The following is a 19320-nucleotide window of genomic DNA, read 5'->3' on the forward strand; positions in this document are numbered from 1 at the left end:
GGCAAGCCTCGCTCATACGGAATTTGTGCCGTTCACAGATAATGTGCACGACACAAACCTGTAGGAGCGAGGCTTGCCCGCGAAGCTGTTAAAGGGCGAACGGTAGCGGCGTACTGACCTTCTGGCGCTGCGCCAACCGCTGCTGAAACTCCATCGGATCGTGAATCAACACGTCCTGACCGGCAAACGACTCCGCGGCAATCAACCGTGACAACCAGAACCGCACACACGCCACGCGCAACATGGTCGGCCACAGTTCAGCCTCTGCGGCAGTGAACGGACGCAACGCAGCATAGGCCCCGAGCAACGCCCGCGCCCGCGGCCCGTCGATCAGCCCGTCGTCATCCGAACACCAGTCATTCAAGGCAATCGCCACGTCATAGAGCATCGGCCCCGAGCAGGCGTTGTAGAAGTCGATCAACCCGGTCAGGTGCGTGCCTTCGAACATCGCGTTGTCGCGGAATAGATCCGCGTGGATGTTGGCCCGTGGCAACGCCAGGATTTTCGTCTTCTGCTGAGTGATTTCGTCCAGCGCCCGCTGCAACAAATCACTCTGCTCGGCATTCAGGTGGGAGAGCAACTGCGTGCCCTCCTCCAGCATCCAGTCCAGGCCACGATCGGTTTTGCGCTTGATCATGTTGACCTGGGTCGCCAGATGCAGATGGCCCAGCAACTCGCCGACTTGGGCGCAATGCTGCGCGTTGGCTTCCTTGATGTGCTTGCCGGCCAGGCGTGGTTGCAACAGCGCAGGCTTGCCGGCCAGTTCGCGCAAGGCCACGCCGTCGGTGGTGCGCAGTGCGTAAGGCACCGGCAAGTCGGCCTCGTGCAGCACATCGAGCAGTTCGATGAAGAACGGCATCTCCTGAACCGGACCACGCTCGACCAGGGTCAGGACAAACTCGCCCTGCTCCAGGCTGATGAAGAAATTGGTGTTTTCACTACCGGCGGCAATTCCCTGGAAATCAAGCAGGCGGCCGAGCCCGTATGGGGCGAGAAAGGTTTCCAGCTCGGGCCGAGCCAGCGGGGTGAACACAGACATGTTTAAACTGCCAGTACGGGCGCCGCTGCATGAGCCAGCGCCGATTGAAATTAAGAAACTACTTCCATTCAAAAATCTTCCACGACGGAATCAGCATATCCGGCTGATCCGAGCGGATGAAGTTTGCATCTGTCCCATCCGCACGCACCAGGAAATACGGCGGTGCGCCCTTCGGCGTGACCTTGATCGCGTACAGGAAACCGTTTTGGCGGTACTCCTGAATCGTTTTGTCCCCTTCCGTGCGGATCGTGACTTCCGGCTCCGGTGTGGGCGCATCATCCGCCGCCATGACGGCCAGGGGAACGGTTGCAAACAAGCCAGCCAGCAACAGGCGATTTAGTGTGCGCATGATAACCTTGTCCCTTTGTCGTCAACGGTCCCGCTATTCTAGCGCCGGACCCGCCGAAAAGGTTGATCCTGCTCATGAGCCAAGCCCCCCTCGTCCTGGTGGACGGTTCTTCTTACCTGTATCGCGCCTTTCACGCCCTGCCGCCGCTGACCACTTCCAAGGGTTTGCCGACCGGAGCGGTCAAAGGCGTGTTGAACATGCTCAAGAGTCTGCGCAAGCAGTACCCGGACAGTCCGTTCGCCGTGGTGTTCGACGCCAAGGGCGGGACATTCCGTGACGAAATGTTCGCCGAGTACAAAGCTAACCGTCCGAGCATGCCCGACGACATGCGCGTACAGATTGAGCCACTGCACCAGAGTGTGATCGCGCTGGGCTTCCCGCTGCTGTGCGTTGAAGGCGTCGAGGCCGATGACGTGATCGGCACTTTGGCCCGCAGCAGCGCAGCAGCTGACCGACCAGTGGTGATCTCCACCGGCGACAAGGACATGGCGCAACTGGTCGACGGCCACATTACCTTGGTCAACACCATGACCGGTAGCGCGCTGGACGTGGAGGGCGTGAAGGAGAAATTCGGCGTCGCTCCCGAGCAGATCATCGATTATCTGGCACTGATGGGCGATTCTTCCGACAACATTCCGGGCGTTCCAGGCATTGGTCCTAAAACCGCTTCCGGCCTGTTGGTGGGTGTGAACGGCGGTCTGACCGAGCTGTACGCACAGCTCGACATCGTCCCGACCCTGCCGATTCGCGGCGCCAAGACCCTGCCGGCCAAGCTCGAAGAGCATAAGGAGATGGCATTCCTCTCCTATCAATTGGCAACCATCAAGATCGACGTGCCGCTGGACATCGGGCTCGACGACCTGCAAATGGGCCGGCCGGATCACGACAAACTCGCCGAGCTCTACACCCTGCTCGAATTCAAGAGCTGGTTTGAAGAAAACCAGCGTGATGCCAAGCGTTCGGGGCAGGAAGTCACCGCTCCGCTGGCCGAAGAAGCCGCAGTCGAGACCGAACTCAAGTACACCACGATCCTGACCCAGGCCGATTTCGACCTGTGGCTGAAGAAGCTCAACGACGCCAAATTGATCGCCTTTGATACCGAAACCACCGGCATCGATGCGCAGCAGGCGCAGCTTGTCGGCCTGTCGTTTGCTGTACAGGCCAACGAAGCAGCCTACATCCCGCTGACCCATTCCTACATGGGTGTGCCGGATCAGCTTGATCGCGACACCGTGCTGCGCGCGCTGAAACCGATTCTGGAAGATCCGAACAAACTCAAGGTCGGCCAGCACGCCAAGTTCGACATGAACATCCTCGCCAACTGCGCCATCGGTGGCGACCAGAATTGCGGTATCACCGTGCAAGGCATCGCGTTCGACACCATGCTCGAATCTTACGTGCTGGATTCCACCGCGACCCGCCACGACATGGACAGCCTGGCGCTCAAGTACCTGAACCACACCACTACGAGTTTTCAGGACATCGCCGGCAAGGGTGCCAAGCAGTTGACGTTTGACCAGATCTCGCTGGAACTGGCCGGACCTTACGCCGCCGAAGACGCCGACGTGACGCTGCGCCTGCACCAGACCTTGCAGGAAAAGCTCAATGCCATTCCGAGCCTGAGCAAAGTCCTGAGCGAAATCGAAATGCCGTTGGTGCCGGTACTGGCGCGAATCGAACGCCAGGGCGCGTTGGTCGATGCCAACCTGCTGGGCATCCAAAGCGTCGAGCTCGGCGACAAAATGGTCGCGCTGGAGCGTGAGGCATTCGCCATCGCCGGTGAAGAATTCAACTTGGGCTCGCCGAAGCAATTGGGCGTGATCCTGTACGAAAAGCTCGGGTTGCCGATCCTCAGCAAAACCGCCAAGGGCCAGGCGTCCACCGCCGAAGCCGTCCTGGCGGAACTGGCCGAGCAGGATTACCCGTTGCCCAAAGTGCTGATGCAGTACCGCTCGATGAGCAAGCTGAAAAGCACTTACACCGATCGCCTGCCGGAACAGATCAACCCGCGCACCGGGCGGATTCACACGTCCTATCATCAAGCTGTCGCGGCGACCGGGCGCTTGTCGTCCAGCGATCCGAACTTGCAGAACATTCCAATCCGCACGGCCGAAGGGCGGCGGATTCGTCAGGCGTTCGTCGCGCCAAAGGGCTACAAGCTGCTGGCGGCGGACTATTCGCAAATCGAGTTGCGGATCATGGCGCACCTGGCCAAGGACGAAGGTTTGCTGCACGCCTTCCGCAATGACCTGGACGTGCACAAGGCCACCGCCGCCGAAGTGTTCGGCGTGGAACTGGCCGACGTCACCACCGACCAACGTCGCAGCGCCAAGGCGATCAACTTCGGTTTGATCTACGGCATGAGCGCGTTTGGCCTGGCCAAGCAGATCGGCGTTGATCGCAAGCAATCCCAGGCATACATCGACCGTTATTTCGCCCGCTACCCGGGTGTTCTGGCGTACATGGAACGCACCCGCACCCAGGCGGCCGAGCAAGGTTTTGTCGAAACGATCTTCGGCCGACGCCTGTACCTGCCGGAAATCAACGCGAAAAACCCCGCCCTGCGCAAAGGCGCCGAACGCACGGCGATCAACGCCCCGATGCAGGGCACGGCGGCGGACATCATCAAGAAAGCCATGGTGGCGGTGGATAACTGGCTGACCTCCTCGGGCCTCGACGCCAAAGTCATCCTGCAGGTGCACGATGAATTGGTGCTTGAGGTGCGTGAAGATCTGGTCGACCAGGTCCGCGATGAAATTCGCGTGCACATGAGCGACGCCGTGAAGCTGGATGTACCGCTTCTGGTCGAGGTTGGCGTAGGCAATAACTGGGATGAGGCTCACTGAGCCGTCTGAAAGGGCGTTTTCTGCTGCGGCATAGTGCCGCGGCAGATGGGTCAAGAGCCCTTATTTCGGAAAGAAATCACACTTATTACAAATGGTTTCTGAAGCTCCGGAACTAAACCTGTGAACTGCCACTCAGAGTTACTGAATGGCTGGTGAAGCCCTTCGATGCTCCTATGTTGTGTTAAGTGTTGGCAGATATCTGGACCCCGCCCTAGCGGTCCGGAACTTGAACCCCGGAACTTCCCCCTCCCCATAAGAAGTCCGGGGTTTTTTTTGCCTGCGATTTATTGCTCCGCAACCTCGGAGCCTTTGTCCGCCAGCTCCATCCAGCCTGCCAATACAGTGTAGGCGTCTTCCAGACCCATGCGCTTTGGCGCCGAGAACAGCTGGATGCTAATCGCATCGCCCCATCCTTTGCGGATGTCTGCCTGAACCTTGAGCAGCACGTTTTTCGCCGCGCCATAGGTCAGCTTGTCAGCTTTAGTCAGCAAAATGTGCATCGGCATGCCACTGGCGACGGCCCAGTCGAGCATCAACAGGTCGAAATCGGTCATTGGATGACGGATGTCCATCATCAGAATCAGGCCTTTCAGACTCTCGCGACCACCCAGATAAGCTTCCAGGTGACGCTGCCAGTGCAGCTTCAACGGGATAGGCACTTTCGCGTAACCGTAACCCGGAAGGTCGACCAGACGACGATCATCGTCTAGCTTGAAGAAGTTCAAGAGCTGCGTGCGACCCGGAGTTTTCGAGGTTCGCGCCAGGCTAGCGTGCGTCAGGGTGTTCAGCGCGCTGGATTTGCCGGCGTTGGAACGCCCGGCGAAGGCCACTTCAAAGCCTTCGTCGTCGGGACATTGATCGACTTTGGCAGCGCTGAGCATGAAGGTGGACTGTTGGCACAGGCCGAGGATGGGGTTCTTGAGTTGCATGGGATTTCCGATGTGGGCGGCGCCGGGAATGGACGCGGCAAGCGGTGTCGTTTCCGTTTCAGTGACGCCAGTATATAATGCCGCAGATTTTGTGTGCGCTTTGTCCCAGCGTAGGATGAAGTTCACGAGAGCGATTGACCTTGATTGCGCATTAGAACGCAGAACGCTCTCAACCCTGAAAAGGTCGTTTTATGACGAAATGGCTGCTAGCTGCCGGTGTCTTGATGCCGCTTTACAGCGCTCAGGCTACACAGGATCCGGAAGCTGTGTACAACCGTGTTTGTGGTGCCTGTCATTCCGGCCAACTACCCATGGCGCCCAAAAAGGGCGACCAGGAAGCTTGGACGCCGAGGTTGGCGAAAGGTATGGGGACGCTGGTGCAACACGTGACCCAGGGTTTCAAGGCGATGCCGCCGCGTGGTTTGTGCATGGACTGCAGTGCCGAGGATTACCAGGCAATCATCCAGTGGATGAGCGAGTGATCCCGGTCCATAACTCTTTAACCCTTAGCCGTAGTTGGATTAGCTGATGAACAAATTGATCGTGAGTCTGCTGTTGACCGTGGGGATCTCCGGCGTAGCCCATGCTGCAGGTGATGCAACTGCTGGTCAGGCGAAAGCCGCAGTATGTGGCGCCTGTCATGGCCCGGATGGCAACAGCATGGCGCCTAACTTTCCGAAACTGGCAGGCCAGGGCGAGCGTTATCTGAACAAGCAGCTGCACGACATCAAGTCCGGCAAACGCACCGTTCTGGAAATGACCGGCCTGCTGACCAACCTGAGCGATCAGGACCTGGCTGATATCGCCGCTTACTTCGCCAGCCAGAAAGGCAGCGTTGGCGCCGCCGACCCGAAAGTCGTGGCTCGCGGTGAGGCCTTGTTCCGCGGTGGCGACCTGGCCAAGGGCCTGCCAGCCTGCACCGGCTGCCACTCTCCGGATGGCAAGGGCAACGCGGCTGCCGGCTTCCCGCATCTGGGTGGTCAGCACGCTCAATACGTTGCCAAGCAATTGACCGACTTCCGCAAGGAAGAAGGCGGTCGTGCCAACGATGGCGATACCAAACCAATGCAAAGCATTGCCAAAAAGCTCAGCGACGAAGATATCGCTGCGGTGTCCAGCTACATTCAAGGCCTGCACTAAGACCGGCGAACAGGGCGTGCCGCGGGAAGTACATCTCCTGCAACGTTAACGCTCTATTAATCCGTCGCAGCAAGTATAAAAAGGGTGGCTCAGGCCGCCCTTTTTTGTGGCCGCTGCCGTTACACTACAGAACTCAAGCCCGCTAGGACCTGTCTGAAAACAGGTCGCGCGAGGCGACCAAATTGTCCAGGAGTAAAGCATGCGTAATCTGATCATCAGCGCCGCACTCGTCGCTGCCAGCCTGTTCGGCATGACTGCCCAAGCCGCCGAAGCACCCGCCGCCCCTTATGTCGAACTGACCAATCCGGTTCCGGTCGCCGTGCCTGGCAAGATCGAAGTCGTGGAGCTGTTCTGGTACGGCTGCCCGCATTGCTACGCTTTTGAACCGGTGATCAACCCTTGGGTCGAGAAACTGCCTTCCGACGTGAACTTCGTCCGTATCCCTGCCATGTTCGGCGGCCCATGGGACGCACACGGCCAGATGTTCCTGACCCTTGAAGCGATGGGCGTAGAGAACAAGGTTCACGCTGCGGTATTCAACGCAATCCAGAAAGAACACAAGAAACTGACCGACAAAGACGACATGGCCGACTTCCTGGCCACTCAAGGCGTAGACAAGGACAAGTTCCTGGCCACCTTCGACTCCTTCGCCATCAAGGGCCAGATCAACAAAGCCAAAGAACTGGCCAAGAAATATGAAATCACCGGCGTGCCTACCATGATCGTCAACGGCAAGTATCGCTTTGACATCGGTTCTGCCGGCGGCGCCGAACAAGCGCTGAAACTGGCCGACCAACTGGTAGCCAAAGAGCGAGCGGCAACCAAGGCCGTCGCCAACTAAGCGCGGGGCCCGCCATGCGCCGCTGGGGAACTGAACGTGTCGTTGGCCTGCATGATCCGCGGGTCAACGAGCATCACCTGGAATCGACGGGATTGCCCGCAGACAGCCGTCTGCGCTTGCTCAGTTTCAATATCCAGGTCGGCATCAGTACCGAGCGCTATCGGCACTACTTGACCCGAGGCTGGCAGCATCTGCTGCCGCACACCGGGCGTGCCGATAATCTGCAAAAGATCGGCAATCTGCTGGGCGACTTCGATCTGGTCGCCTTGCAGGAAGCCGATGGCGGCAGCCTGCGATCAGGCTACGTCAATCAGGTTGAACACCTGGCGCAGCTCGGCGCCTTTCCCTACTGGTATCAACAACTCAATCGCAATCTCGGTCGCCTCGGCCAGCACAGCAATGGCGTGCTCAGCCGCCTGCGCCCGTGGGCAATCGAAGATCATCCGCTGCCGGGGCCCAAGGGCCGCGGGGCGATTCTGGTGCGTTTCGGCGAAGGTCCGGAGGCGCTGGTGGTGGTGATGATGCACCTGGCGCTGGGTGCCCGGGCTCGCAGCATGCAACTGGCTTACATCCGCGAGTTGATCGGCGGTTACAAACACCAGGTGCTGATGGGCGACATGAACACCCACGCCAGTGATTTGCTGCAGAACTCCCCGTTGCGTGACCTAGGTCTGCTAGCACCGCAACTGGAAGCGACCTTCCCCAGCTGGCGCCCGCAGCGCTGCCTCGACCATATTCTGCTCAGCCCCACACTGACCCTTGAAAAGGTCGAGGTGCTGGCACAACCGATTTCAGATCACCTGCCCGTCGCGGTAGAGATTCGTCTGCCGGGTTCGCTCACGGCCGATGCATTCCCCGCGTTGAGTCCTGCCCCTTCGCGGATCCCATGAATGAGCGACGAAACACAGCGCTGGAAAGAGAAATACCTTAAAAGCATCGAACAACAGGAAAAGCTCGAACGCCGATGGGATGCCCGGCTCGACTTGCTGCGCCGTGGGCTGGTGCGCAGCACCCTGGCCGCAGAAGGCACCGATCGCGCCGTTGACCAGTGCATGAAGGAAATGCGCGAAGTCGTGCGCACCGATGACATGGACGCCGGTCTGGCCGCCCTGCTTCCACGCCTGGAAAAAGCCGTACTCGACTCCGAGCAGCGCCGGGAAACCCGGGTCAACCAGACCAGCGCCGCATTGACTGCGCTGGTGACTCAGCTGCAAACACTGCCACTGCCTCGAGAAGTCAGCCGGACGCTGAAGAACTTTGCCAAACAACTGGATGGTCGAGTCAGTCAGGCCCGTGAGATTCCGTTGCTGCTCAGCGAACTGAGTGGCCTGCAAGGCAAAGCCTTACGTCAACTGGATAACCCGGCAGAACCTGATCGCCCCGGTTTTCTGCAGCGCCTGTTTGGTAACCGGGAAGCGGATGAAGCCACCCCGCAGGCCACCGTTCCTGCGGTGCAAGCGGCGCCCCTGCAAACTGTCGAACCGATTGCCGAGACCCCGCCGGCAACGGTTGATCTCGCACCCGCGGTGGAGCATCCGCCAGTCGAACAGCCAACGGTCATCGACGTCCAACCTGCCGCTGCGATCCCTGAATCACTGGAAGTACAGGCAACGGAACCTGCTCCGGAATTGGTGGTGTTTGTCCCGCCTGTGCTTCAGTCAGAGACTGCATCTGCGCAAGCGGTAGAGCCACAGACCCAGCCGAACATCGAACAACCGATAGATCCAACGCCAGCCGAGCAAGAGCCACAGACAGTCAACCCGGATGAACTGACCCCGGTGACCATCGAGGCGGAGCACCTGGCGCCAGAGGAAGTTCTCTACGCCCTGCCCGACTCACCCGAGCCGTCCTATAGTTCAGTCGCCAAGCATATCGAAGACACGCTCCTTGGCCTGCTCGACGACCTGACGCTGCCCGAACGCCATCGACCACAAGCCGAAGCGATGCGTGATCGTCTGCAAAACGGGTTGAACTGGTACGAACTGATCCCGATCCTCGATGATCTGGCGACGTTGATGCTGGCGATCACCGACAGCGGCCAGCACGAATTCGAAGCGTACCTGCAACAACTCAACGAACGTCTCGAATCGTTCCAGAGCAACTTGCAAGCTGCCAGCGACGGCCATGCCGACAACCGCTCGGCTGCACGCGAGATGGATACGCAGATTCGCGAGCAAGTCGACGGCCTGCAGAGCAGCGTGCAAGAAGCGGCGGACCTGGACGACCTCAAGCACGTCCTGGAGAACCGCCTCGAAGGCCTGCTCGGCACCATGGATCAACACCAGAAACAGCGCGACGAACGTGAGCAGGAAGTCGCGGCTCGGTTGCAAAGCCTGGCCGAACGCGTGGCGCACATGGAACAGGAAGCGCTGGGCTACCGCGAACACCTTGAAGAACAACGGCAGAAAGCGCTGCTCGATCCCCTCACCGGCCTGCCCAATCGCGCGGCCTGGAGTGAGCGGCTGGAACACGAAGTCCGCGAATGGCAGCAACACGGCAATATCCTGTTGCTGGCGATGCTCGACCTCGACCACTTCAAACGCATCAACGATAACTACGGTCACCTGGCAGGTGACAAAGTGCTGAAAATCATTGCCAGCGTGTTGCGCAAACGCCTGCGCGGGACGGATTTCATTGCGCGGTTCGGGGGTGAGGAGTTTGTCTTGCTGATGCCCGACACGTCACCGATAAATGGCGCACAACTGCTGGATACTTTGCGCGCATCGATTGAAGCCTGCCCTTTTCACTTCAAGGGCGAGCGGGTAACTATCACCATTTCCATAGGTTTCACGGCATTCAAACCCGGAGAACACAGCGACCTGGTGCTTAAAAGAGCCGATCAGGCGCTATACCGTGCGAAAAATGCTGGTCGCAATCGCGTCGAGGCTGGTTGACAGCCAATTGTTCCATTTTATTTAAAACAGCGCTTTTGCCCTCTGCGCGCAAGTCAGTACGTTACACTGTTGCATTACTGACTTGCGTGTACTACCTCCTGCCATGAAATGTCTTGCCCTCTTTACATCGCTGCTCCTGTTGGCCGGTTGTGCCAGCGGCCCGCGGATCGACACCAGCCACCCTTCAGCCAATCACGACAGTCGTATTCAGTTCGTGGTGGTGCATTACACCTCCGCCTCCCTCGAGCGCTCCCTGCAATTGCTGACCCACGGCGAGGTCAGCAGTCACTACCTGATCGGTGACGACAAAGGCGCCACCATCTATAAGCTGATGGATGAAAATCTTCGGTCCTGGCACGCAGGCGAAAGCGAATGGCAAGGCCGGACCTGGCTGAACTCCAGCTCCATCGGCATCGAGATCGTCAATCCTGGCTTCAAAGACACTCCGACGGGCCGCCTTTGGTATCCCTACAGTGAAGATCAGGTTCAGTCGCTGATCTTCCTGCTCAAAGACATCAGCAAGCGTTACAACATCAACCCTCGTTCCATCATCGGGCACAGCGACATCGCGCCACTGCGCAAGCTCGATCCCGGCCCGCTGTTCCCCTGGAAGCGCCTGGCCGGCGAAGGCATAGGCGTCTGGCCCAACGAGCAGGCCGTCGCACGCCAGCAAACCCAGTTCGCAGCAGAACTGCCGAGCATCAGCTGGTATCAGGGACAGCTGGCCCGACTGGGTTATGCCACGCCACAAACGGGCGAGCTTGATGTCGCTACGCGCCATGTACTGGCGGCCTTTCAAATGCATTTCCGCCCCGCTCGATTCGATGGCACTCCTGACGCTCAGACGGCGGCGCTTCTACAAGTTTTGAATCAGACAAAATAATGACGGCCGCCCGACGGTAAGGGCTTTTTCTCAATCAGCAGCTATAACTCATTGGTAATTCTTCGGATATCCATAATGGCTGTAGCTCGAGAGACGCTCCGTAGCTGGTTCTATCGCCCTTGGTTTTTGGCGACGCTGGCTGCTGCCTTGAGTGCAACGCTATTGATGACCGCCAGCCTGTTTCTGGCGATGCATCAAGTGGAGCAGCGGGAAAGCCAGGAAATGAATGCCCAGGGCGAGCGTTTCCTCGCCCGGCTTGAACAGCTATTCGGGCAGCTACGCGAAAGCCTCGACGATCTGGAAGCCCAGCCCCTGCGTGGCTGCGATGATGAAATGATCGCAACCTTGCAACAGGTCAGCTTCAATTACCGATTCGTTTATGAAGCTGCCTATATGGACGCCTCGCGGATTTGCTCGAATCGACCTCGCCAGGAAGGGCTATCGCTGAGTCGACCACCGGACATCAAGGGCCCCACCTACAGCTACTGGCTGAACACCACCACCGAACCCGATGAAAACCGTGCTGCGCTGATGCTGGGACGCGGCAACTTTCGGGTCGCTACCTCTCGCGGCCATTTGACCGACATGGTCGATCTCTCCCCGGGCAGTAGCCTGCTGGTGGTGCTCTCCCATGGCACTCGTGCGATTCCTGTCCTCGGTGCCGCACAGGCCTGGCCGCCCACGGAATTCTGGCCCCTGGAAAGCCGCGATGCGCTGCAGGTAACACAAACCCGCTTGATTTACCGCATGCCCACCAACAACCCCGAATACCAATTGGTGCTGATCACCCCACGCACGAACATGCATGTGCCAGCCGTGTGGTGGTGGCTTCTGCCGGCCAGTCTGGCGCTGAGTGCCTTGGTCGGTTTCATGGTGTTTCTGCTGGTGCGCCAGCGTCAGTCACTGGACGCTGAACTGAACGGCGCCATTCGACGGGGCGAATTGCAGGTGTTGTATCAGCCGATCTTCGATCTCGACAGCCGCAACTGTGTCGGGGCCGAAGCCTTGCTGCGCTGGCGAAGGCCGGACGGCACGCTGACCAGCCCCGACCTGTTTATCCCGATGGCGGAAAACACCGGCCAGATCCGCCAGATGACCGACTTCGTATTGCAGCGACTTCTCGAACAACTGGGGCAACTGCTACGCGCCAATCCGCAGTTGTACATCTCCGTCAACCTTGCAGCTTGCGACGTCATGGTGCCGCGTATCGGCCAGGTGATGGCACGCCTACTGACCTTGCACCGGGTCGCGGCAAAGCAGATTGCCTTTGAGGTGACTGAGCGGGGCTTGATCGATGTAGTGGTGGCCAGGGAAAACCTGCAAGCCTTGCGCGATGTCGGGCATCAGGTGCTGATCGATGATTTCGGCACGGGCTATTGCAGCCTCGCCTACCTGCAAACCCTGCCGGTGGACTGCCTGAAAATCGACAAGGCGTTCATTGATGCGCTGGGCCATGATGCCGCCAGCAGCGGCGTGGCACCGCACATCATTCATATGGCCCAAGCCCTGCAACTCAGGGTGATTGCCGAGGGCATAGAACACGAAGCCCAAGCGGCGTTTCTGAGCAGCGAAGGCGTCAAGTATGGTCAGGGCTGGCTGTTCGCCCACGCACTGAGCGCCGTGCAGTTCATCGAACTGATTACCCGTGGGCGCCGATTGAGCAATCGACGCCTGGATGATGAAGCCTGAGCAGACTGCTGGGTCTACACTGCCAGCGCCATGTAGAACTGCGTGCCCTGTCCCGGCCGCGAATAAACGCCCATTCGCCCGCCATGCAACTGCACGATTTCCTTGCACAACGCCAAACCAAGCCCGGCACCGCCCTTCTTGCGTCCGACCTGGACGAAGGGCTCGAAGATCCGCCCCTGCTGACCGTAGGCAATGCCTTCACCGTTGTCTTCAACGCTGATGATCACTCGCTCGCCATGGCGCCGCGCCTGCAAACGTATCAGTCCATCCTGGGCGGTATGACGCAAAGCGTTATCGATCAGGTTATCGAGCACCCGGTCCAATTGCGCCTGGTCGGCCTGCAATCGGGGTAACGGCCCCTGCACTTCCACCCGCAGCTCAATACCCTTCTGCGCCGCAGCCCCGGCAAAGCGTGCCTGAGCCTGTTCCAGTAACTCTTCAATGGAACAAGGCGCCAGCGTGAGTTTCTGCAACCCGTTTTGGTAGCGCGAGAAATTCAGCAGGTCGTTGATCAGCTGCATCAAGCGCTGCATTTCTTCGTTCACGGTGTCCAGTAAATCGGCTTCGCGAGAGTCTTCAGGAAATTTCGCCCGTTCGCGGAACAGCCCGAAGGCCATGTGCATCCCGGTCACCGGGGTGCGCAACTCATGGGAGGCGCGCAAGACGAACTCGCTGCGCACCCGTTCGAATGCACGCTGTTCTGTGACGTCATGCAGCACCATCACGGCGCCAAGAATGTGGCCCTGCGTATGGCTGACAGGCGTCAGGCTGTAGGTCAGTAACCTCGACTCACCGTCGACCTCAATACTCAGGTCTTCCGGCGCCCGCTCCAGGGTCCCGCCGCGCAGCACCAATTGCAGTTGCTCATCCAGTTCAGGACGATCGAGCGCTGTGCCCAGCCCTTGACCGAGTCGGTCGGTGTCCCACCCCAACTGACGCTGGGCCACGGGGTTGAGGTGTTCCAGATGCCCTTCGCGATCGATCATCAACAACCCATCGTCGATGCTGTCGAGTACCGCTTGCAAACGCTGCTGACCGGCGAGCAGCTCGTCGATGTTCATCGCCTGATGCTCACGCAGCGCCTCTGCCATGATGCCGAAGCGCTTGGTCAGCTGGTTCATTTCCTCGGCGGAGGAAACCGGCAGTGTCACCTCGAAATTACCCTGGCCGATGTCGTCGGCAGCCTGGACCAACGCTTCAATCGGAGCGCCAAACCGCCGGGCGATTGCATGGGCGGTCACGAACCCGATGATCAGCACGGCCAGCCCTATCAAACCGAGCAGCCCGGCAATCAGCAACGCGCGTTCCCGGGCCTGGCGTTCGATGTCATTGATGTTATCCAGGGAACGCTTTTGTTCGGAGACGAGACCGCTGCGCAGGGTATTGAATTTTTCCAACAGCGCCTCGTTGCCGGTCAATACGGGCACCGAGGCTTGTGTTTGATCGTAGGCCTGAAGAAAGTCGAGGTAGTCAGCCTTCGCCTGTGTGAAACCGTAGCCGCCATTGCCGGATTGCTGAAGGGTAATGCCTTCGTCAAGCAGCTCGAGGTAGTGCTGCCTGGAGGCCTGGAAGGCTGCGGGATCGGGATTTTCGTCGATCATGATCATCAGTTGATCGCCCAAGGCCTGACGCAATTTCAAGCCCAGGTCCAGCGTGACAAAGTTGTTGCGAACCAGCACTTCCTGGGTGCCAGCCATCTGCATCACGCTGACCAGCCCGAGCAAGAGCCCGAGCAGCGCCACGGTAATCAGCGCCGAAATACTCAGGAACAGCCGAGTACGCAGCTTCATCGCCAGTTTCATTGCCGGCTCACAGGTTGTACTGCTTGCGTTTGCGATACAGGGTCGAGGCATCGATGCCAAGTGTCTTGGCCGCCTGATCGAGGGTATCGGCGGTGGCGAGGACGGCACCGATGTGGGCTTTCTCCAATTCATCCAGGCTCAACGCCGCACCGATTCGAGGAGCGTTGTTGGTCGGGGTCTCGGCCATGCCCAAGTGGCTGATCTCGACCCGTTCCTGAGGGCAGATAATGCTCGCCCGCTCCACCACGTTACGCAGTTCGCGGATGTTGCCGGGCCAGCGGTAACCCAGCAACGCTTCGCGAGCCTCGTCGCTAAAGCCACGTGCCGGACGCGCGTACTCCTTGACGAAACGCGCCAGGAAACGGTCGGCCAGGTTCAGAATGTCCTCCCGGCGCTCGCGCAGTGGCGGCAAGTGCAAGGTGATGACGTTCAGGCGATAGAGCAGGTCTTCACGGAAACGGCCGTCGCGCACCATGTCTTCGAGGTTCAGGTTGGTCGCGGCGAGGATGCGCACATCGGCGCGGCGGGTCACGGGATCACCCACGCGCTCGTATTCCTTATCCTGGATAAAACGCAGCAACTTGGGTTGCAACGTCAGGGGAAAGTCGCCGATCTCGTCGAGAAACAAGGTGCCGCCGTCCGCTTGATTGACCCGACCCAAGGTGCTTTCGCTGGCACCGGTGAAGGCGCCGCGGCTGTGGCCGAAGAGTTCACTTTCCATCAATTCCGCCGTCAGCGACGGGCAGTTGATGGTGACGCAGGATTTCTTCTGGCGTTTGCTCCAACCATGGATGGCTTGGGACAGTTCACCTTTACCGGTACCGGACTCGCCGAGAATCAGAATGTTGGCGTCAGTGCTGGCGACCTGCCGTGCGGTTTCGAGAACCACTTTCATGGCCGGGCTATGGGAATCCAGTCCGTCCTTGGGTTTACGCACTTCGCCTTCAAGGGCTTCCAGCCGTGCCGAGAGTTGCCGAACTTCCAGCTGTTTGGCGGTGGCCAGACGCAACTGGTCGGGGCTGCAAGGTTTGACGAGGTAGTCGGCGGCACCGGCCTGGATCGCATCCACGGCGGTGTCGACAGCCGAGTGAGCGGTGACGATCACCACCCGCATCCAGGGTGCCTGAATGCGCATCTGAGCCAGCACATCCAGGCCATTGTCTTCACCCAGGCGCAGATCGAGGAAGCACAGATCAAACACCTGACGTTGCAGCAACGCATCGGCCTGCGCTGCACTGTTCGCGGTGGCGACGCTATAGCCTTCATCTTCAAGGCAATAGCGGAAGGTTCGCAGAATGGCGGATTCGTCATCCACCAGCAGAATGCGGCCTTGATGCTCAGTGGCTGATTCCATGTTCCTGCGCTCCTTTAATGAATAATCTTGAGTTAGTCCCGGAAAAATCGGGCAAGTTGCATGGTTGATTCTGATCCATTCCGGCCATGGCAGGGTAGCTCTCTACTCATCCATTAGCTAATGGACTGATTTCTCTGGTTTTTTGCACAAAAATCGCCGTTGAGGCGATTACCTGCGTTCTTTTCTGACATCCGCGCCCTCCTCTCAATTCAAAAATAATCAAAGTTGCCGGGAAACGATCGTGCAATACGCACGACCCTGCACGGCCCATCGTGCAGGATGCGTCCGTCATGATTTATACGTCAGATCTAACATATTGATTTAAAACGATTTTTTTCTTTGAAAAAGCTGGCATGCAGGCTGCAATAGTCTAGATAACCAGGGCCATTTTGAATCGACGCCCACTAAACAAGATCACCACCAGAGTGGGAGGAGTTTCAGGATGAATCGCCAACGTGTCGCCCAATTGCGTATCTCGCCTTTGCATATCCAACAAGGACTGTTTGGCATTCTGGCGCTGCTGATCACGCTGATCGCAGGTCAGCAGTTCCTGCTTTGGGAACAGAGCCAGCAACCAGAGGCTCCGCACCTGTCGATTCAACGTGCTACCCAGACCCATTTCAGCGCCGTCAGCAGCAGCCAGGCTGACCTCGCACCGATGCGAATGATGGACGTCGACCAGGCGCAGCCTGTGGATGAGATGCCCCGTCAGGAACGTTGGGTGTTCTGAGCAACCGGACTTGGCGCGCTCAATGCGCCGGGAAAAGCAACACAAGCTGCACCTCTAATATAGAAGCGTAAGGAGAATCACCATGTTGAGCTGGGCAATCACATTCTTGATCATTGCCATCATTGCTGCAGTACTGGGCTTCGGTGGTATCGCGGGCACCGCCACGGGTATCGCCAAGATTCTCTTTGTCGTGTTCCTGGTGATGTTTATTGCTTCCTTCTTCTTTGGCCGTCGCGGTCGAGGCTGAACATGAGCGTTTTGTTAAAGACACTGGCAGCCGCCCTGCTTCTGGGCGGTAGTGCCATGGCGATGGCGGCCAATGACGGCCAGACGCGGGCCAGCGAATTATTGAATTCGGACCCGCAGTACCGTGAAACGTGGACTAAAGTCGTTAAAAAGGAAGAACGACTGCCGGAATGGGTGATGAACCTGTCTGGCGATGCCGAGCAAATGAATGCTGTTGAAGAGGATGGCGACAAGTACCTGGTCGGGCCGCTTTGCGAAACGCAACCGACGTGCCTGAGCAAGCGCTTGATCGTGGCTTTCAGCTTCGACAAACAGGACGCCTACGCCATGCTGGTCGAAGTACCTGCAGGATTGCCGGCCGACAAGTCGCCAACGCGACATGCCGACTACCGCTTCCTCGGGAAACCGAACCAAGGCATGCAGGACATGTTGATGGAACAGCTCAAGAAAGATCCGAACTGGTACTGAGTTTGAAACACGAAAGGAGCAGCATCGCTTCTTTCCAGTGCGCTACCCGAGGAAGGTAGACGCATGACCAAGGGGTCGGGACGTTCTGACCGTTTCAGGGTCGGAGTGACCTACGGGCACATGGAGTGTCTGCGCAAGGGCCGGGTCAGGTAATAAAGCTGCGACGCAAGTTCGCCAGTCCAGAGTGGCTGGACGGACTTGCGAAGAGCTTCAACGTGCAAAGCGTTGATCTAGAGCACTGCACCCTATTCCCCCTGCTGCATATTCCCCACAAAACCGTTTCGCGGTGTTTCTTCACGACCGTATATCGAGAAACCTTCGACTTTCGGCAGAAGAGTTTTCGCTGCCAAACGTAAGCTTTTTCCGAAATTTCGTCATGAATTCAACTGTTTAAAAAACAACCAACCTCCTCTGAAATGGCCGGTTCACGGCACTTATGCCTGCCGAAATGTCGTATTCGAACCGGTTGGGACGCGAGTTTCAATTAAAAAAGCTCATGCCGATTCGGCATAGGGTAGGCGTTTACGGCATTAGACGTCGCATCCTTGCATCGGAATAGTTGCGCCTTTTTTCGCCTGCCAGAGAGCCGAAACAAAGCGCTCCGGGGCACCTTATACGGGGGCAGATGCGCAGACTTTTTCGCCACGAGCGTTCCAGTTCTTGCATTCGCCTGAGTCAAACGCAAGTAAGGGTAAAGATATGAAGAAGGCAAAGCTCAGCCTCGCCTGGCAGATCCTCATCGGTCTGGTTCTGGGGATAGCAATCGGTGCGCTGCTCAACCATTTCAGTGCCGAAAAAGCCTGGTGGATCAGCAACGTCCTGCAACCGGCAGGCGATATCTTTATCCGTCTGATCAAGATGATCGTGATCCCGATCGTCATCTCCTCGTTGATCGTCGGCATCGCTGGCGTAGGCGATGCGAAGAAACTCGGGCGTATCGGCCTCAAGACCATCATTTACTTCGAGATCGTCACCACCATCGCCATCGTGGTCGGTCTGGTGCTGGCCAACGTGTTCCATCCGGGCACCGGCATCGACATGAGCACCCTGGGTACGGTGGATATTTCCAAGTACCAGGCCACAGCTGCCGAGGTTCAGCATGAACATGCGTTCATCGAAACCATCCTCAACCTGATCCCGTCGAACATCTTCGCGGCCATGGCCCGCGGCGAAATGCTGCCGATCATCTTCTTCTCCGTATTGTTCGGCCTCGGTCTGTCGAGCCTGCAATCGGACCTGCGCGAGCCGCTGGTGAAGATGTTCCAGGGCGTATCCGAGAGCATGTTCAAAGTCACCCACATGATCATGAACTATGCCCCGATCGGCGTGTTCGCACTGATCGCGGTGACCGTGGCCAACTTCGGTTTCGCTTCTCTGATACCGCTGGCCAAACTGGTGATCCTGGTTTACGTCGCCATCGCCTTCTTCGCCTTTGTCATTCTCGGCCTGATTGCCAGGATGTTTGGCTTCTCGGTGATCAAGCTGATGCGCATCTTCAAGGATGAGCTGGTGCTGGCCTACTCCACCGCCAGTTCCGAAACCGTGCTGCCGCGCGTGATCGAGAAGATGGAAGCCTACGGCGCGCCGAAAGCCATTTGCAGCTTCGTGGTGCCGACCGGTTACTCGTTCAACCTCGACGGCTCGACCCTGTACCAGAGCATCGCGGCGATCTTCATTGCCCAGCTGTACGGCATCGACCTGTCGATCAGCCAGCAATTGCTGCTGGTGCTGACCCTGATGGTGACGTCCAAAGGCATCGCCGGCGTACCGGGCGTGTCCTTCGTAGTGCTGCTGGCCACCTTGGGCAGCGTGGGTATTCCGCTGGAAGGCCTGGCCTTCATCGCTGGTGTCGACCGCATCATGGACATGGCGCGTACTGCCTTGAACGTGATCGGCAATGCCTTGGCCGTGCTGGTCATCTCCCGCTGGGAAGGCATGTACGACGACGCCAAGGGCCAACGTTACTGGAACTCGCTGCCGCACTGGCGCAGCAAGGAAAAGCTGCCAGTTGGCGAGGTTTCCAAGAACTAACGCAAAACCTTGCAGGAGTGAGCCTGCTCGCGATAGCGGTGCATCAAACAACAGAGATGTTGGATGTGCCGCCTTATCG

At 58.4% G+C, this 19320-nt stretch carries 17 protein-coding genes; 12 read left to right on the forward strand and 5 right to left on the reverse strand.

What is annotated here, in order from left to right; translation table 11 throughout:
• Positions 1-88 precede the first annotated feature (88 nt).
• Both QMX98_RS21420 and QMX98_RS21425 read right to left on the reverse strand, forming a co-directional pair.
• Complete coding sequence (locus QMX98_RS21420; RefSeq protein ID WP_282411350.1) at positions 89-1039, reverse strand: homoserine kinase; 951 nt, start codon at positions 1037-1039, stop codon at positions 89-91.
• A 58-nt stretch (positions 1040-1097) separates the two neighbouring features.
• Complete coding sequence (locus tag QMX98_RS21425) at positions 1098-1388, reverse strand: DUF2782 domain-containing protein (RefSeq protein WP_076029142.1); 291 nt, start codon at positions 1386-1388, stop codon at positions 1098-1100.
• Positions 1389-1462: 74 nt separating this feature from the next.
• Here QMX98_RS21425 and polA point away from each other — a divergent pair, with 74 nt between their 5' ends.
• On the forward strand, positions 1463-4234 hold the full coding sequence (gene polA, locus QMX98_RS21430; RefSeq protein WP_200667371.1) for a DNA polymerase I: 2772 nt from the start codon (positions 1463-1465) through the stop codon (positions 4232-4234).
• Positions 4235-4518: 284 nt separating this feature from the next.
• Here the strand turns inward: polA and yihA are convergent, their stop codons facing one another.
• The gene (gene yihA, locus QMX98_RS21435; protein ID WP_010465622.1) at positions 4519-5163 is read right to left on the reverse strand and encodes a ribosome biogenesis GTP-binding protein YihA/YsxC; all 645 of its coding nucleotides are present in this window, start codon (positions 5161-5163) and stop codon (positions 4519-4521) included.
• A 191-nt stretch (positions 5164-5354) separates the two neighbouring features.
• Between yihA and QMX98_RS21440 the strand changes: the two genes are divergently transcribed.
• The 7 genes from QMX98_RS21440 to QMX98_RS21470 all read left to right on the forward strand — a co-directional run bounded on the left by QMX98_RS21440 (position 5355) and on the right by QMX98_RS21470 (position 12610).
• Positions 5355-5645, forward strand: coding sequence for a c-type cytochrome (locus QMX98_RS21440; protein ID WP_010465620.1), 291 nt, complete (start codon positions 5355-5357; stop codon positions 5643-5645).
• Between the two features lie 46 nt (positions 5646-5691).
• Positions 5692-6303, forward strand: a complete 612-nt coding sequence (locus QMX98_RS21445; RefSeq protein ID WP_010465618.1) for a cytochrome c4 — start codon at positions 5692-5694, stop codon at positions 6301-6303.
• A 199-nt stretch (positions 6304-6502) separates the two neighbouring features.
• Entirely contained in the window at positions 6503-7144 is a 642-nt protein-coding gene (locus QMX98_RS21450; protein WP_010465616.1) for a thiol:disulfide interchange protein DsbA/DsbL, read from the forward strand.
• Positions 7145-7158: 14 nt separating this feature from the next.
• Entirely contained in the window at positions 7159-8034 is an 876-nt protein-coding gene (locus QMX98_RS21455; protein WP_010465613.1) for an endonuclease/exonuclease/phosphatase family protein, read from the forward strand.
• Complete coding sequence (locus tag QMX98_RS21460) at positions 8035-10038, forward strand: diguanylate cyclase (RefSeq protein ID WP_282411351.1); 2004 nt, start codon at positions 8035-8037, stop codon at positions 10036-10038.
• A 103-nt stretch (positions 10039-10141) separates the two neighbouring features.
• Positions 10142-10921, forward strand: coding sequence for an N-acetylmuramoyl-L-alanine amidase (locus tag QMX98_RS21465; RefSeq protein ID WP_077748832.1), 780 nt, complete (start codon positions 10142-10144; stop codon positions 10919-10921).
• Positions 10922-10996: 75 nt separating this feature from the next.
• The gene (locus QMX98_RS21470) at positions 10997-12610 is read left to right on the forward strand and encodes an EAL domain-containing protein (protein WP_042932459.1); all 1614 of its coding nucleotides are present in this window, start codon (positions 10997-10999) and stop codon (positions 12608-12610) included.
• 14 nt (positions 12611-12624) lie between these two features.
• Here QMX98_RS21470 and QMX98_RS21475 read toward each other — a convergent pair whose 3' ends face one another.
• Entirely contained in the window at positions 12625-14412 is a 1788-nt protein-coding gene (locus tag QMX98_RS21475; RefSeq protein WP_221107884.1) for an ATP-binding protein, read from the reverse strand.
• 7 nt (positions 14413-14419) lie between these two features.
• Positions 14420-15766, reverse strand: a complete 1347-nt coding sequence (algB, locus tag QMX98_RS21480) for a sigma-54-dependent response regulator transcription factor AlgB (protein WP_010465602.1) — start codon at positions 15764-15766, stop codon at positions 14420-14422.
• A 442-nt stretch (positions 15767-16208) separates the two neighbouring features.
• On the opposite strand from algB, the gene QMX98_RS21485 reads away from it, so the two are divergent.
• From QMX98_RS21485 to gltP, 4 genes are all read left to right on the forward strand, one after another.
• Complete coding sequence (locus tag QMX98_RS21485) at positions 16209-16496, forward strand: hypothetical protein (RefSeq protein WP_010465600.1); 288 nt, start codon at positions 16209-16211, stop codon at positions 16494-16496.
• 82 nt (positions 16497-16578) lie between these two features.
• Positions 16579-16743, forward strand: coding sequence for a DUF1328 domain-containing protein (locus QMX98_RS21490; RefSeq protein WP_003177151.1), 165 nt, complete (start codon positions 16579-16581; stop codon positions 16741-16743).
• A gap of 2 nt (positions 16744-16745) precedes the next feature.
• Positions 16746-17210 carry an inhibitor of vertebrate lysozyme family protein gene (locus QMX98_RS21495; protein ID WP_102594694.1) on the forward strand — a complete coding sequence of 155 codons (465 nt, stop codon included), beginning with the start codon at positions 16746-16748 and terminating at the stop codon, positions 17208-17210.
• Between the two features lie 699 nt (positions 17211-17909).
• A complete protein-coding gene (gltP, locus tag QMX98_RS21500) occupies positions 17910-19241 on the forward strand; it encodes a glutamate/aspartate:proton symporter GltP (protein WP_010465575.1) in 1332 nt (443 codons plus the stop codon).
• The last annotated feature ends 79 nt before the right edge of the window (positions 19242-19320 follow it).

Origin of the sequence: Pseudomonas sp. PS02303 (assembly GCF_029959925.1) — a bacterium.
Classification (GTDB): domain Bacteria; phylum Pseudomonadota; class Gammaproteobacteria; order Pseudomonadales; family Pseudomonadaceae; genus Aquipseudomonas; species Aquipseudomonas mandelii.

Bases quoted from the DNA above. Each gene is read 5' to 3' on its own strand.
- QMX98_RS21420 (WP_282411350.1), bottom strand. From the start codon at position 1,039: ATGTCTGTGTTCACCCCGCTGGCTCGGCCCGAGCTGGAAACCTTTCTC.
- QMX98_RS21425 (WP_076029142.1), bottom strand. From the start codon at position 1,388: ATGCGCACACTAAATCGCCTGTTGCTGGCTGGCTTGTTTGCAACCGTT.
- polA (WP_200667371.1), top strand. From the start codon at position 1,463: ATGAGCCAAGCCCCCCTCGTCCTGGTGGACGGTTCTTCTTACCTGTAT.
- yihA (WP_010465622.1), bottom strand. From the start codon at position 5,163: ATGCAACTCAAGAACCCCATCCTCGGCCTGTGCCAACAGTCCACCTTC.
- QMX98_RS21440 (WP_010465620.1), top strand. From the start codon at position 5,355: ATGACGAAATGGCTGCTAGCTGCCGGTGTCTTGATGCCGCTTTACAGC.
- QMX98_RS21445 (WP_010465618.1), top strand. From the start codon at position 5,692: ATGAACAAATTGATCGTGAGTCTGCTGTTGACCGTGGGGATCTCCGGC.
- QMX98_RS21450 (WP_010465616.1), top strand. From the start codon at position 6,503: ATGCGTAATCTGATCATCAGCGCCGCACTCGTCGCTGCCAGCCTGTTC.
- QMX98_RS21455 (WP_010465613.1), top strand. From the start codon at position 7,159: ATGCGCCGCTGGGGAACTGAACGTGTCGTTGGCCTGCATGATCCGCGG.
- QMX98_RS21460 (WP_282411351.1), top strand. From the start codon at position 8,035: ATGAGCGACGAAACACAGCGCTGGAAAGAGAAATACCTTAAAAGCATC.
- QMX98_RS21465 (WP_077748832.1), top strand. From the start codon at position 10,142: ATGAAATGTCTTGCCCTCTTTACATCGCTGCTCCTGTTGGCCGGTTGT.
- QMX98_RS21470 (WP_042932459.1), top strand. From the start codon at position 10,997: ATGGCTGTAGCTCGAGAGACGCTCCGTAGCTGGTTCTATCGCCCTTGG.
- QMX98_RS21475 (WP_221107884.1), bottom strand. From the start codon at position 14,412: ATGAAACTGGCGATGAAGCTGCGTACTCGGCTGTTCCTGAGTATTTCG.
- algB (WP_010465602.1), bottom strand. From the start codon at position 15,766: ATGGAATCAGCCACTGAGCATCAAGGCCGCATTCTGCTGGTGGATGAC.
- QMX98_RS21485 (WP_010465600.1), top strand. From the start codon at position 16,209: ATGAATCGCCAACGTGTCGCCCAATTGCGTATCTCGCCTTTGCATATC.
- QMX98_RS21490 (WP_003177151.1), top strand. From the start codon at position 16,579: ATGTTGAGCTGGGCAATCACATTCTTGATCATTGCCATCATTGCTGCA.
- QMX98_RS21495 (WP_102594694.1), top strand. From the start codon at position 16,746: ATGAGCGTTTTGTTAAAGACACTGGCAGCCGCCCTGCTTCTGGGCGGT.
- gltP (WP_010465575.1), top strand. From the start codon at position 17,910: ATGAAGAAGGCAAAGCTCAGCCTCGCCTGGCAGATCCTCATCGGTCTG.